16 protein-coding genes are annotated in these 13,174 nt (G+C 64.5%); 6 read left to right on the forward strand and 10 right to left on the reverse strand.

From position 1 onward, the window contains the following. Positions 1-7 precede the first annotated feature (7 nt). Positions 8-244, reverse strand: a complete 237-nt coding sequence (locus tag ACWNZ3_RS05280) for a DUF8831 family protein (protein WP_114274702.1) — start codon at positions 242-244, stop codon at positions 8-10. A 127-nt stretch (positions 245-371) separates the two neighbouring features. On the opposite strand from ACWNZ3_RS05280, the gene ACWNZ3_RS05285 reads away from it, so the two are divergent. Both ACWNZ3_RS05285 and ACWNZ3_RS05290 read left to right on the forward strand, forming a co-directional pair. Next, positions 372-1,085 (forward strand): M48 family metallopeptidase, encoded by a 714-nt coding sequence (locus ACWNZ3_RS05285; protein ID WP_269362153.1) that lies wholly within the window; start codon positions 372-374, stop codon positions 1,083-1,085. 14 nt (positions 1,086-1,099) lie between these two features. Next, positions 1,100-1,477 (forward strand): YigZ family protein, encoded by a 378-nt coding sequence (locus tag ACWNZ3_RS05290; protein WP_114274700.1) that lies wholly within the window; start codon positions 1,100-1,102, stop codon positions 1,475-1,477. On the opposite strand, the gene trhA is transcribed toward ACWNZ3_RS05290, so the two are convergent. Next, positions 1,430-2,059, reverse strand: a complete 630-nt coding sequence (gene trhA / locus ACWNZ3_RS05295; protein WP_496901452.1) for a PAQR family membrane homeostasis protein TrhA — start codon at positions 2,057-2,059, stop codon at positions 1,430-1,432. The genes ACWNZ3_RS05290 and trhA overlap by 48 nt on opposite strands. Positions 2,060-2,240: 181 nt before the next feature. Further along, positions 2,241-2,597 carry a hypothetical protein gene (locus ACWNZ3_RS05300; RefSeq protein ID WP_269362148.1) on the reverse strand — a complete coding sequence of 119 codons (357 nt, stop codon included), beginning with the start codon at positions 2,595-2,597 and terminating at the stop codon, positions 2,241-2,243. A gap of 305 nt (positions 2,598-2,902) precedes the next feature. Between ACWNZ3_RS05300 and ACWNZ3_RS05305 the strand changes: the two genes are divergently transcribed. Next, positions 2,903-3,262, forward strand: coding sequence for a hypothetical protein (locus ACWNZ3_RS05305; RefSeq protein WP_269362146.1), 360 nt, complete (start codon positions 2,903-2,905; stop codon positions 3,260-3,262). A 103-nt stretch (positions 3,263-3,365) separates the two neighbouring features. Here ACWNZ3_RS05305 and rimO read toward each other — a convergent pair whose 3' ends face one another. Then, positions 3,366-4,757: a 30S ribosomal protein S12 methylthiotransferase RimO gene (gene rimO / locus ACWNZ3_RS05310; protein ID WP_496901453.1), complete on the reverse strand. Its 1,392-nt coding sequence runs from the start codon at positions 4,755-4,757 to the stop codon at positions 3,366-3,368. 61 nt (positions 4,758-4,818) lie between these two features. Between rimO and ACWNZ3_RS05315 the strand changes: the two genes are divergently transcribed. The 3 genes from ACWNZ3_RS05315 (at position 4,819) to trpB (ending at position 8,376) form a co-directional block, all read left to right on the forward strand. Then, positions 4,819-6,747 (forward strand): AsmA family protein, encoded by a 1,929-nt coding sequence (locus ACWNZ3_RS05315; RefSeq protein WP_496901454.1) that lies wholly within the window; start codon positions 4,819-4,821, stop codon positions 6,745-6,747. Positions 6,748-6,807: 60 nt separating this feature from the next. Next, positions 6,808-7,038 (forward strand): N-(5'-phosphoribosyl)anthranilate isomerase, encoded by a 231-nt coding sequence (locus tag ACWNZ3_RS05320; RefSeq protein WP_496901455.1) that lies wholly within the window; start codon positions 6,808-6,810, stop codon positions 7,036-7,038. Between the two features lie 105 nt (positions 7,039-7,143). Further along, positions 7,144-8,376: a tryptophan synthase subunit beta gene (gene trpB, locus ACWNZ3_RS05325; protein WP_269362140.1), complete on the forward strand. Its 1,233-nt coding sequence runs from the start codon at positions 7,144-7,146 to the stop codon at positions 8,374-8,376. Positions 8,377-8,433: 57 nt separating this feature from the next. Here the strand turns inward: trpB and ACWNZ3_RS05330 are convergent, their stop codons facing one another. The 6 genes from ACWNZ3_RS05330 to pth all read right to left on the reverse strand — a co-directional run bounded on the left by ACWNZ3_RS05330 (position 8,434) and on the right by pth (position 13,026). Further along, positions 8,434-9,018, reverse strand: a complete 585-nt coding sequence (locus ACWNZ3_RS05330) for a DUF4893 domain-containing protein (RefSeq protein WP_269362138.1) — start codon at positions 9,016-9,018, stop codon at positions 8,434-8,436. Continuing rightward, a complete protein-coding gene (locus ACWNZ3_RS05335; protein ID WP_269362136.1) occupies positions 9,015-9,668 on the reverse strand; it encodes a site-2 protease family protein in 654 nt (217 codons plus the stop codon). Before ACWNZ3_RS05335 ends, ACWNZ3_RS05330 begins: the two co-directional genes overlap by 4 nt. A gap of 11 nt (positions 9,669-9,679) precedes the next feature. Next, positions 9,680-10,057: a DUF2237 family protein gene (locus ACWNZ3_RS05340; RefSeq protein ID WP_274577075.1), complete on the reverse strand. Its 378-nt coding sequence runs from the start codon at positions 10,055-10,057 to the stop codon at positions 9,680-9,682. Between the two features lie 6 nt (positions 10,058-10,063). After that, the gene (locus ACWNZ3_RS05345) at positions 10,064-11,218 is read right to left on the reverse strand and encodes a serine hydrolase domain-containing protein (RefSeq protein ID WP_496901456.1); all 1,155 of its coding nucleotides are present in this window, start codon (positions 11,216-11,218) and stop codon (positions 10,064-10,066) included. 69 nt (positions 11,219-11,287) lie between these two features. Next, on the reverse strand, positions 11,288-12,325 hold the full coding sequence (locus ACWNZ3_RS05350; RefSeq protein ID WP_496901457.1) for a DUF2332 domain-containing protein: 1,038 nt from the start codon (positions 12,323-12,325) through the stop codon (positions 11,288-11,290). After that, positions 12,322-13,026: an aminoacyl-tRNA hydrolase gene (gene pth / locus ACWNZ3_RS05355; RefSeq protein WP_496901458.1), complete on the reverse strand. Its 705-nt coding sequence runs from the start codon at positions 13,024-13,026 to the stop codon at positions 12,322-12,324. The genes ACWNZ3_RS05350 and pth overlap by 4 nt, the downstream gene beginning before the upstream one ends. Between the last annotated feature and the right edge of the window lie 148 nt (positions 13,027-13,174).

The raw sequence follows: 13,174 nt of genomic DNA on the forward strand, positions 1-13,174 counted from the left end.
TGTCTTCCTAGGGTTTCGGGGTGCTTCGGTAGATGCCTTCGGGCAGGTTCAGCGCGGCGGTGAGGTCGCGCAGCTGCTCGGGCGAAAGCGTGATTTTCGAGATCCGGTCGGTGCGCGGGTCCCATTGTTCGAATGTGATCTCGGAATCGAAGGCCTGTACGGTCACATCCTCGCGCAGGGGGGCGCTGCCTTCGTCGACCAGGGTGATCACACTGGCGTCGAATTCGTGTTCAATCGTAAACATGAGGCGAAACTGGTCCTTTCGGAGGCTCATTGCAAGAGGTCGCGTTAAAGTGGTGTGATCGGGGTGGCTCCTGTCGTGGGCTGTGCTAAAACGGGAGCGACCGAAAAGCCCAGAGGACCACCCCCCGATGATCAAGAAGACAGCCCTTGTTCTGGCCGCCGTTGCCATGCTGTCGGCCTGCGACGTGGTGCCGGTCGAGCCTGTTCCGGCGCCTTCCGGCACCGGCGCTGCCAGCGCGCCGCGGATCAGCAGCAGCCAGGCCGCGCGCAGCTTTGTCCAGGTGATCAAGACGGTGGAGCCGGTGGCGGAGCGTGAATGCCGGGCGCGCACCAGCGGTGTGAACTGCGATTTCAACATCGCGGTGGATGACCGGCCGGATCAGCCCGCCAACGCCTATCAGACGCTGGACAAACAGGGCCGCCCGGTGATCTTTTTCACCCTCGGCCTGATCGCGGATGCCCGCAATGCCGATGAGCTGGCCTTTGTCCTGGGGCATGAGGCGGCGCATCACATTGCGGGGCATATCAACCGCCAGCAGCAGAACGCGGTGGCGGGGGCGGTGATCTTTGCCGGGCTGGCGACGCTGAGCGGCGGCAGTGCCGAGGCGGTGCAGAACGCGCAGCGGCTGGGGGCCGAGGTGGGCGCGCGCCGCTATTCCAAGGATTTCGAGCTGGAGGCGGATGCGCTGGGCACGATCATCACCGCGCGGGCGGGCTATGATCCCTTGCGGGGGGCCGAGTTCTTTACCCGTATTCCCGATCCGGGTGACAAGTTCCTGGGCACGCATCCGCCGAACGCTGCGCGCATCGAGGTTGTGCGGCGGACCGTCGCGGGACTTTGACCGTCGGACCGGGCATGACCCGAAAGTTGGGGATCATCCTGACGGACCGGGGGTCGAAATACGCGGTCTCCGGCGCGGCGGTGCGGGACCGGGCCGGGGTCGATGCCGTTCTGAAAGAGCTGAAGCGGGACAAGGCCTATGCCAAGGCGACGCATAACACCTGGGGTGTGCTGCTGTCGGAGGCAGGCCCGCTCAAGGGTGACGATGGCGAGGCAGGGGCCGGCATGGTGATCCTGCGGATGCTGGAACGGGCGGGGCTGGAGGACCATCTGATCATCGTGACCCGCTGGTATGGCGGCAAGCATCTGGGCGGCGACCGGTTTCGCCACGTCCAGACCTGTGTGTCAGCCTACCTGGAGGGCGATGGCCACGGCGGCAAAGAAACAGGTTGAGGCGCTGAGCACGAAACTGTGCCAGATCGCGTTCTGAAAGCGGAATGCCGGTTTGGCAAAGACCCAGGCCCCTACCGAATAGATGATGCCACCCACGCTGACGAGGAACAGCGCCGCCGGGGGCAGCACCTGCCACATGGGCCAGAACAGCAGCACCGCCAGCCAGCCCATCAGGAGGTAGAGCGCCAGTGATCCGCGCCCGTCGGTGCCCCAGAACCACAGTTTCGCCACCGCGCCCACAAGCGCCAGCGCCCAGACGATGCCCAGCACCGCATAGGCAAAGCCGCTGCCGATCAGGGCGACGAAGGGGGTATAGGTGCCGGCGATCTTGAAATAGATCGCCGCATGGTCGATCCGGTTCAGCAGCGGGCGGGTCCGGTCGATGGGCGACAGGTGGTAGATGGCCGATGCCGCAAAGGCAAAGATCATGCAGCCCGCGTAAAGGGCGGCTGCGGTGGTCAGCCGCTGCGAACCCGCAGCCTCAACCAGCAGCAAGACAGAGGCGGGAATGGCCAGCACGAGGCCCGCGACATGCACCGCGCCGTCCGCCCAAGTTTCAGATCTGGAATATGGATAAGCCATGAGCGAAGGCTAGCATGCCGTCGTAAACTTTCCATGATGACCTGTCGTCAGCTTTACTGACGCGGAGGATGATATCAGCTTCGCTGACGCGGGGGAGATATCAGCTTCGCTGACGCGGAGGATGAATTCAGCCTGGCCGACGCCGAAGGCGTCAGCGCATATGCCGGTATCGGGCCTTGCCCTAGCGCGGCTTGTTGCTGTCGATCCAGCGCGACATCAGCGTCTTGTCCCGGAAACACTCCGGCGGGACGCTGCCGCGTTTCAGCCGTGCGATGCGTTCGGCAAAGGCGACCTGTTTGGAAGACGGGTAGTTGGCGAACCTGCCCGCAGGTGGCGCAGCCTTATGCGCCTCGATCCAGCTTGAGAGTGCCGTGCGGTCGCGTTCGATCCCCTTGGGCAGGGCGACGCCGGATTTTGAGGACAGGATGCGCGCATAGCTCATCTGCTTTTCAGTGGCGGGAAGCGGCTGATCCAGCGGCAGGTCGGGCTGCGCCCTTTGGCTGTCGAAGAGGTCGGCGGTGGCTGTGTGTAGGGACATTTCATGTACCTCGCGGGATGTATTGTTCAACATGTAGAACATAGGGGGAACATTTGCAAGTGTTCCTTTCTGCGATCCCCCATCTTGAGGCTAGATGTAGGTGCATGGTCAGGGATTTCAGCTAGATGTGCGCCATTTCCCGCCGATGCGCAGGTGGCTGTTCCGCTCCGCCGCAGCCCGCCGGAAGGCTGAATTTCTATCTGTGGTAGAAAGAATCCTTGACCGGTGACAGACACCTGATATGCAGGAGATGCACGTATTAAGTGCATTTTTTAAACAAACTACATTTTTTAAAGGAAATTGACATGACGACGTATCATGAGTTTGACCACGACCAGATCAACGCGGCCATTGAATCGGCCCGGGCACATTTCAGTGAAAACAACCTGGCCGAGATGTCCGCGACATCGGACATCACCGGCAACACCCACATGCAGTTGTCGGGTGGCTGTATCAAGGTGACGGTCGAGAACGGCAAGGTCTGCCTCAGCCTGCCGCTTGGCATCGGCAAGATCTGCCTGCCGATTCCCAGTGTGATCCCGAACGGCACGGCGGCCCAGGCCTGCCTGCACATCTGCACGACCTTCGGCATTCCCACCGGGGTCGAAGTCAACGTTTCCGTTGCCGGCGTGACGGTGGTCAAGCAATCCTTCGGGAAGTGCTGAGACCGCCGCACCGGCCTAGACAGCGGTGACAGAAGTCAGATGCCGGCCCCGGGTGATCGGGGCCGGCATTTGTTTGTGACAGGCATCTTCTGTGTGACGGGTATCAGGCCGGGACAACCCGCCCCCAAAGATCGTATTCGCCCGCTTCCTCGACCTCGACCGTGACGATATCGCCCACGGACAGCTCGGAAAAATCCTCGTCGATGAAGAGGTTGCCGTCGATCTCGGGCGCATCGGCCCTGGTGCGGCAGGTGGCGGCGTCCTCGTCGATCTCGTCCACGATGACCTCCAGCCTGCGGCCCACCTTGGCGGCCAGCTTCGCCTCGGAAATCGCCTGCGCCTTTTCCATGAAGCGGTCCCAGCGGTCCTGTTTGACCTCAGCTGCCACATGGTCCGGCAGGTCGTTGGACCGCGCGCCCGCGACATTCTCGTATTGAAAACAGCCGACGCGGTCGAGCTGCGCCTCGTCCAGCCAGTCCAGCAGGGTCTGGAACTCCGCCTCCGTCTCGCCGGGGTAGCCGACGATGAAGGTGGAGCGCAGGGTGATGTCCGGGCATTGCGCGCGCCAGGCGGCGATTTCGTCCAGGGTTTTCGCCGCAGCGGCAGGGCGGGCCATGCGTTTGAGCACATCCGGATGCGCGTGCTGGAACGGGATGTCGAGATAGGGCAGCACCAGACCGCCCGATTCCGATACCACATCCATCAGCGGGATCAGGTTGCGCACATGCGGATAGGGATAGACGTAGTGCAGCCGCACCCATGCCCCAAGCGACCCCAGATCGCGGGCCAGATCGGTGATATGGGCGCGATGCCCCCGGTCTTCGGCATGTTTGATGTCAACGCCATAGGCGGAAGTGTCCTGGCTGATCACCAGCAGTTCCTTCACGCCGTTTGCGACCAGTTTCTCGGCCTCGCGCAGCACCGCATGGGCCGGACGCGATTGCAACCGCCCGCGCATGTCGGGGATGATGCAGAACTTGCACTTGTGGTTACAGCCCTCTGAAATCTTGAGATAGCTGTAGTGGCGCGGGGTCAGGGAGACCTGTTGCGCCGGCAGCAGGTCGACAAAGGGATCGGGCGAGGGCGGCACGGCGGCATGGACCGCATCCAGCACCTGTTCATATTGGTGCGGGCCTGTCACCGCCAGGATGCGGGGGTGGTGTTCGCGGATGTAATCCGGCTCTGCCCCCAGGCAGCCGGTGACGATCACGCGCCCGTTCTCTGCCAGCGCCTCGCCGATGGCCTCAAGGCTTTCCGCCTTGGCCGAATCGAGGAAGCCGCAGGTGTTCACGATCACCGCATCGGCCCCGGCATAATCGGGCGAAACGCCATAGCCTTCGGCGCGCAGGCGGGTCAGGATGCGTTCGGAATCCACCAGCGCCTTGGGACAGCCGAGGCTGACCATGCCGATGGACGGCTGGCCGGGGCGGCTGGGGTCGCTGATCCGGGCGCGGGGGGCCAGATCGGGGCGAAGATCAGGTGGGTTTGTGCTCATGATCTGCGCTATAGAGGATGCAAAGGGGCTGGGAAAGCCTCATGGTTTGAGGAGTGCGGTTATGAAATGGATTGTTCGGATCATCGGCGCATTGGTGCTGATCCTGGTTCTGGTGGTGGTGGGGCTGCTGATGCTGCCCGCCGACCGGATCGCGGGGATAGCGGCGGATCAGCTGCGCAAGGTGACGGGGCGCGATGTGACCATCAGCGGCGGGGTGTCGATGACCTTCTGGCCGGTGCTTGGGGTCAGGGCCGGCGAACTTGAGGTCGGCAATGCCGACTGGGCCAAGGAAGGCGCGATGCTGAGCACCACGAATGCGGCCATCGGCGTGGATGCCATGGCGCTGCTGCGGGGCGAGATCAGGATCACCAACATCGAGGCGGAAAGCCCCACGATCCGGCTGGAAAGCCGCAAGGACGGGCGGGCCAGCTGGCAGTTTACCGATGCCAGCGGGGATGCGCAGATCGAAACCGCAACCTCGCCGGAGCGCGCGGCGCGGCCCGTGACCATCGAAAAGCTGAACATCACCGATGCGACGCTGATCTATGATGCCGAAGGGGCGGACCTGGTGTCTTACTCCGGGGTGGACCTTTCGCTGGACTGGCCCGAGGCCAGCGGCCCGGCGGACCTGCGCGCGGTGCTGCGCCCGGCGGCAGCGCCAGTGACGGTGACGGCACGGATCGGCGCGTTCTCGCAATTCCTGGCCGGAGAGGTGCAGCCGGTGAAGGCGACACTGACGGCGCAGGCGGGCAAGGCCAGCCTTGACGGGCGCGCGGCGTTGAACGGGGCGGTGGCGGGCAAGGTCACGCTTGAGACAGGCGATACCCAAGCCTTCCTGGCCGCCCTGGGCCAACCGGGTGTGGCGATGCCGCAGGGGTTGGGCCAGCGCCTGAATGTCACGACAGCGCTGACGCTGACGCCGGAACGGCAGTTGTCCCTGCGTGAGCTGGTCGCGGATCTGGGTGGCAACACCCTGCGCGGTGCGGCGGATGTGGGGCTGAACGGCACACCGCAGGTGAATGCGCAGCTGACGGCCGGGGCGCTGGACCTCTCGGGGCTGACCGGCGGTACGGAGGGTGCCGGGTCCGGTGGTTCTGGTGACAGCGGCGCAGGCTGGTCAAAGGCGCCGATTGATGCCTCCGGCCTTGCCGCCTTCAACGGGGCGATTGCGCTGAGCGCAGAGAGCATCGACCTGGGCGCGCTGAAGCTCGGGGCCTCGCGGACCCTGCTGACCAATGACCGCTCGCGCATGGTCTTCGAGATGCGCGAAGTGGCGGCCTATGGCGGGCGTCTGACCGGGCAATTCGTGGCCAACAACCGCTCCGGCCTGTCGGTGGGCGGCGCGGTGCAGGCGCTGGGCGTTCAGATGAACCCGATGCTGAGCGATCTGGCCGGGCTGACCCGGTTCAGCGGGCAGGGCGATGCCGAGGTGTCTTTCCTGGGTGTCGGGCAGAACGTGGATGCGATCATGCGGTCGCTGTCGGGCAAGGGCGCGGTCAAGGTCGGGCGCGGCACCATCGAGGGAATCGACCTGGATGCGCTGCTGGGGTCTTTCGACGTGAAGGGCGGCACCACGGTGTTCGATTCGCTGGGGGCGAAATTCACCATGGACGGGGGCGTGCTGCGCAATGACGACCTGTTGCTGCTCTTGCCGAATTTCAACGCGACCGGGGCGGGGCAGGTGAACCTTGGTGCGCAGACGCTGGATTATACCGTGACCCCCAAGGCGCTGCGGGTGAACGGCGACAGGGGTCTGGCGGTGCCGGTGCGCATCAGTGGCCCTTGGGCGGACCCGTCGATCCGGCCCGACCTGAAAGCGGCGGTCGATCTGAACTTTGCCGAGGAGAAGGCGAAGATCGAGGATCAGGTGAAGCAGAAGCTGGCGGAGGAACTGAACCTGAGCCCGCAGGGGGGCCAGTCCATCGAGGATGCGGTGAAGGACAAGGTCGAGGACAAACTGAAGAAGCGGCTGCTGAAGATCCTGGAATAGCGGCTTCAGGGCCCGGGGCCGGTTAACCCTTTGGCAAGCATGTCTTGGCAGGTTGTGGGCATGTCCTTCATGCCGCCGCATATGACGCCTGATCGCTGGCTGGGCCAGCTGTTCGCCTCCAGGGCGGCGCAGCGGGGCGGGGTCGTGCGCCGGTCGGCGCGGGATGTGGTGCGGATCGTCGGCTGTACACGTTTCGAGGAAGAAATACGCAGGCGCGGCTTTCGTGCGGTGCGCAACGGGAAAGACTATGTCGTCTTCTGCAATCGTGAGCCTCTGCATCTGATCGAGTGAGGCATTTCCCTGCAGGGAAATGGCCAAGACTTTTGCAAAAGTCTTGGGGTTCCGCCCGCCGCGCCGCTGCGCTACATCTGCTGCGCGCAGACGCAGGAGCATCCCATGGCAAACGACCTATTCAACAGCTTCATGAACGGCCCCGACGAAAAGGGCCGTTTCGGCGATTTCGGGGGGCGTTTCGTTTCTGAAACCCTGATGCCGCTGATCCTGGAGCTGGAAGAGCAATATGAGAACGCCAAGACCGATGAGAGCTTCTGGGCCGAGATGGATTTCCTTTGGAAACATTATGTGGGCCGCCCCAGCCCGCTCTATTTCGCCGAGCGGCTGACCGAGGAGCTGGGCGGCGCCAAGGTCTATATGAAGCGCGACGAGCTGAACCACACCGGCGCGCACAAGATCAACAACGTGCTGGGCCAGATCATCCTGGCCCGCCGCATGGGCAAGAAGCGCATCATCGCGGAAACCGGCGCGGGCCAGCACGGGGTGGCCACCGCCACCGTCTGCGCAAAGTTCGGGCTGCAATGTGTGGTCTACATGGGCGCCCATGATGTGGAGCGGCAGGCCCCCAACGTATTCCGCATGAAGCTGCTGGGCGCCGAAGTGGTGCCGGTCACCTCCGGTCGCGGCACGCTGAAGGATGCGATGAACGACGCGCTGCGCGACTGGGTGACCAATGTGCGCGATACCTTCTATTGCATCGGCACCGTGGCCGGGCCGCACCCCTATCCGGCAATGGTGCGCGATTTCCAGGCCATCATCGGCAAGGAGGTGCGCGGCCAGATGGAAGAGGCCGAGGGCCGTCTGCCGGATACGCTGGTTGCCGCGATCGGCGGCGGGTCCAATGCGATGGGGCTGTTCTATCCCTTCCTTGACGACAAGGGGGTGAACATCATCGGGGTCGAGGCCGGCGGCAAGGGCGTGAACGAGAAGATGGAACATTGCGCCTCGCTGACCGGCGGCCGTCCCGGCGTGCTGCATGGCAACCGGACCTATCTGCTGCAGGATGAGGACGGTCAGATCCTGGAAGGATTCTCGATCTCTGCCGGGCTGGATTATCCCGGCATCGGGCCGGAACATGCCTGGCTGCATGAAATCGGACGGGCCACATATGTCGCGATCACCGACCGCGAGGCGCTGGCGGCCTTCCAGAAGTGCTGTGAGCTGGAGGGGATCATCCCGGCGCTGGAACCGAGCCATGCGCTGGCCCATGTGATGAAGATCGCGCCGGAGCTGCCGAAGGATCACATCATCTGCATGAACATGTGCGGGCGGGGCGACAAGGACATCTTTACCGTGGCCAAGGCGCTTGGCTTCGAGATGGGGGAATTCGCGTAGACGCGAATGCGAGAGCTCTGCTCTCGCGCACTCGGGATATTTTGGGCCAAAAAGAGACTATCTGGTCAGTTCGAGGATGTCGAAGTCACTTTCCACCGCGGGGGCGGGGAACATCAGCCTTGCGCGGCTGGGGCTGACGCGTTCGAAGACCGCGACATTGGTCTGCACGCGCCCGTCTGAGGTGAAATCGGCGGGCAGGTCGGCGTAATCGGCGGGGTCTTCGTCAGCGGTATAGCCGACGCCTGCATAGATCGCCCGCCCCTCGCGGAAGGTGATCGTGCCGCGGGTGCGTTGCGAGCCTGTCAGTTTCTCGAAACCGAAGCTGCCGTCCGGGCGGAGGGTGAAGCGGCATTTGAAATCGGTATAGACCAGCAGTGGCGACAGCCCGCCCAGTTTCATGGTCCGGCAGGACCAGTCGCCTGCCAGGGTTTCATCGAAGGCCACTTGCGCCGTTCCCGACAATGCCTTGGTCAGGGCCGCCACATCCTCCGGCGCGCTGCCGGAGAGCGCCCGCAACAGGGCGCTTCCGGCCGAGGCATCGAAGCGGTCGAGCCGCGCGGCATCGCCGGGCCGCAGATCGCCTTGTGCCAAGGCCGCGCCGCTGCAGACCAGCAGCGCCAGAAGAGCGGCGAGACGCCTCATGATTGTCTGACCCTGAACATGTCGAGGTGGCGCCGGATCGGCGGGAAGAAGAACAGCACCAGCCCGACGTTGAAATAGAGCCAGATCATCCCCGGCAGCCAGAGCAGGGCAATCACCAGCCCGACGGCACCCGATATCCTTGTGGCGGTGGCGGCGGGCAGGAAGCGGAGCAGGACAAGCTGGAACAGCTTGCCGCCGTCGAGCGGATGTACCGGCAGCAGGTTGAACAGGGCCAGGAACAGGTTCATCACCGCCAGCCAGTAGATCGCCCAGGCGGCCACCCCATAGGCGAAATAGGGCGCGATGAGCGCGGCCACCGCCCAGATCACCAGGTTGACGATGGGCCCCATCGCCACGATCAGCTCCTGTTCGCGGAAACTGGCAGAGCGGGATTGTTCGCAGAACCCGCCGCCGCCGTGGATCATGATGCGCCGCACCGGCACGCCCTGCACCCGGCAGCCCCAGGCGTGGCCCAGTTCGTGCAGCAGGATCGAGCCGATCAGCATCCCGACAAAGATCAGGTCATAAAGGATCGCGCCGGCGCTGAAGGAAACGAAGATCAGCGGCAGGATGATGATGGTGCCGCCGATCTGTACCGGGATGCCCCAGGGGCCGTTGAATTGCCAGATGGGCTTGTCATTGCCGAACATCGGCGGTCTCCTCAGTCAGTCTCGGTGGCATGGGCGCGCAACACCTCCAGCGGCACGATATCCAGCGCGCGGCGGTGGGTTGCGGCAAGGTGGACCTGCGGCGCGCAGCCTTCGTCGGCGGCCTGCATGAAGCGGCCCGCGCAGAGGCACCAGGGGTCACCGGGTTTGAGCCCGGCAAAGCCGTATTCGGGGCGGGGCGTGCTCAGGTCATTGCCGACGTATTTGGAATAGGCGAGAAATTCGGCGGTCATCACGGCACAGACTGTGTGGCTGCCCTGATCGGCGGCACAGGTGTTGCACTGGCCGTCGCGGAAAAAGCCGGTCACCGGGTCGGTGCCGCAAATGGCCAGGGGTCCGCCCGTCACGTTGATGCTGTCTTCTGGTTCCATCTGGCTTCACATCTCCTGGGCGATGGCGCGGAACATGTCCACATTCTGCTGGTTTGCCCCCGGTTCGCGGAACTGGCGGTCTGCGGCGGTGGTGACGATGACAACCTGCCGCGCGGTGTCGATGTAGATATATTGCCCGTAGACGCCGCGGGCCATGTATTCGCCGGGGGCTGATCCGTCAGGTATCCACCATTGATAGCCATAGCCCGCCCCGCCCGGCGCGCTGGCCCTGGTCGAGGCGTCGACCCAGTCGGCGGGCACCACCTGCCGGCCCTGCCATGTGCCGCGCTGGGCGAACATTTGGCCAAAGCGGGCATAATCCCTTGTGGTGATGTTCAGCCCGCCCAGCACAAAGGCGGTGCCGACACCGTCACTCACGTAATAGGGGGCGTATTCCAGCCCCAGCGGCTGGATGATCTTTTCGCTGAGCAGGTCGGCCACCGTGCGGTTGGTCGCGCCGCGCACCACCATCCCCACCACATGGGTGTCGATGGAGACATATTGCCAGGTCTCTCCGGGCGGGGCGAATGTTTCTGTCAGACCGGCGGCGAAGTCATCCATCCTGCCGCCCAGGGCCAGCACCCGGCCCATGCGGTTGATGTCCGAATTGAAGTCCAGGTAATCCTCGTCAAAGGTCACGCCGCTGGCCATGTTCAGCACCTGCCGCAGGCTGGCCCCGTCATAGGCCCCGCCGGCCAGCCGCGGGGCGTATTTGGTGACCGGATCGTCGATGGAGTCAATCGCGCCCTCTGCCAGCAAGACCCCGACCAGCGCGGAAAGATAGCTTTTGGCCACCGACCAGCTGATCCGGCGGTCTTCTGCGCCGGTTCCCTTGTAATAGCTTTCATGGACGATCTGGCCGTCCTTGAGCACCAGCAGCGAGGTCAGGCTGCGTTCCTCTGTCCAGGCATCGGCGCCTTCGGGCAGCGCCTTGTCAGGGCCATAGGGCAGCGGGCTGGTCGGGCCATTCCCCCGCGGCACTTCCACGGTCAGGAAGGCCTGATCCATATGGCTGAAGTTGTTGACGATCTTTTCCTCGGAAAACAGGGAGTTGACGGCCATCAGCCGGGCAATCTCCTCGCGTTTCCAGAGCCCGACCGCGAGGATCACAACGCCCAGCAGCAAAAGGCCGCGGAAGGTCCATTTCAGAAATCTGCGCATGGGGTGGTTCCCTTTGTTTGCGGCTATCCAATCACAGGGCCGCGTGCGGCACCAGCGTCAGGCGCAATTTCAACCATGGGTCCATTTGATCCAGCGGCCATGGAAATCGGCGCGCCCCAGGTCCAGGGTGATGTCACCGGGCCAGAGCCGCAGGGACAGGGCCGCGCCGATCTTGCCGCTGGTGTCGCCGTCGCTTTCCATCGACAGCCAGGCCAGCGGGCGGTTGGCCGTGGCCTTGGCACCTGCGGCCTCGATCATCGCGCGGCCCCGGTCGCGGACGGGTTTCGGGAAATACTGCCAGGCGACGGTATGCTGGATCAGGTGCAGCCGGCCCTGCGGGGCGCTTGGCAGGCGTCGGGCCAGCCAGTCGATCGCGTCGCCCCTGGCCACCGGGGTCGTTGCCACGGAAGCCGCCGCACGCGTCAGCACCAGACGTTCGGGCTGGTCGGCCCAGAGATAGGCCGTCAGGCGCAAAAGATCTTCGCTGCGGCCGGGATCCAGCGGGTTCAGATCAACGCCGGCGCGGGATGCGACAAGGGGCCGGGCCGCGGGGGGCAGCGGCCCCGTCCATTCCGGCGTGAGGGTCAGCACCGGGGTCTGCGCGCCAAAGCGTGTGCCGTCGATTTCAAGGGCGAAGTGATCCCACATCAGGTTCAGACCGCCGCTGGCCCCCAGCTCGCTGAGGTGGATGGGCAGGTCGAAATGCTGCAGCGCCGCATGTGCGCCTGCAATCAGGGCGGCGGAACGGCGGACCTCGTTGGTTTGCGGTGCGCTGTCGGTCCAGTCGAGCAGGAAGGTCTCATGTCTGGACAGGGCCGCCAGCACGGCGTCGCGCAGTGCCGCATCACTGGTGGCATGGGGCGGATAGAGTGCTGCCAGATCGGGGGCGGCGCGGTTCAGCACCAGCGCGTGCAACCCGCCCGCGATGCGCAGGGGCAGCGAATGGCCTGCCGGACCGATGTCGCCCTCAAACGCCGCGAACTTGCGGCCCAATGCGCTGTCCGCAGGCCAGTCTGCCGCCAGGATGGTCAGCAGTTTCCCCATGAAGGGGGAGCCCATGCGGCTGCAGGTATCGGCTTGATATTCAAAGGCTTCCTGCAGGTTCATCGAAAGCGTTCCATCAGTTTTTGCAGCGGCGATTTCTGCACTGTCTGCGGTTCATCTGCCGGGGCGGATTCAGGTGCAGGCTCAGGCGCAGGTTTGGTGCCCTGCGGCCCCTTGCTGCCGGTGCCGGAGCGCGCGGGGCTGACCCGCATCGCCACCGTGTTCAGGAACTTTGCCGTGTCCCAGGCCGCCAGCTCCGCAGCGCCATCGCTGACGCCGCGCAGGACATCGTCGAGCCAATCCTCATCCGCCTTGGGAAAATCGCGCAGGACATAGCCCGGCACGGCGTCCTTGTGGCCCGGATGGCCCACCCCCAGCCGGACGCGGTGGTACGCCGGCCCGATATGCTGGTGCAGCGAGCGCAGCCCGTTGTGGCCCGCGTGACCGCCGCCGGACTTGCATTTGACCTTTCCGGGGGCGAGGTCGATTTCATCGTGCAGAACAATGATATCCTGCGGTTCGATCTTGTAGAACTTGGCCGCTGCCTGCACCGACTGGCCGGAGTTGTTCATGAAGGTCTCGGGCTTGAGCAGCACGGCGCGCAGGCTGCCGAACCGGCCCTCGCTGATGGCGCCCTGATGCTTGCCCTTCCAGGCGGGAAACCCGTGGTCGGCGGCGATCCGGTCCAGCGCCATGAAGCCGATGTTGTGACGGTTCCGGGCGTATTTGGCACCGGGATTGCCGAGGCCGACGATAAGTTTCATGCGTGTCTCCTGCGTGGTTCCGGTGCAGCTTATCAAAGGCAGGCTGGAAGTGGAACGCGCAACGGCAACCGGCAGGCCTGCGCCCGGCGCTGCGCCGACGGGGCGGCAGATGTGTGGGGATAATCGCTGGCAGAAGGGTGAAGACCCC

The organism is Sulfitobacter sp. IGS-18 (assembly GCF_059628195.1).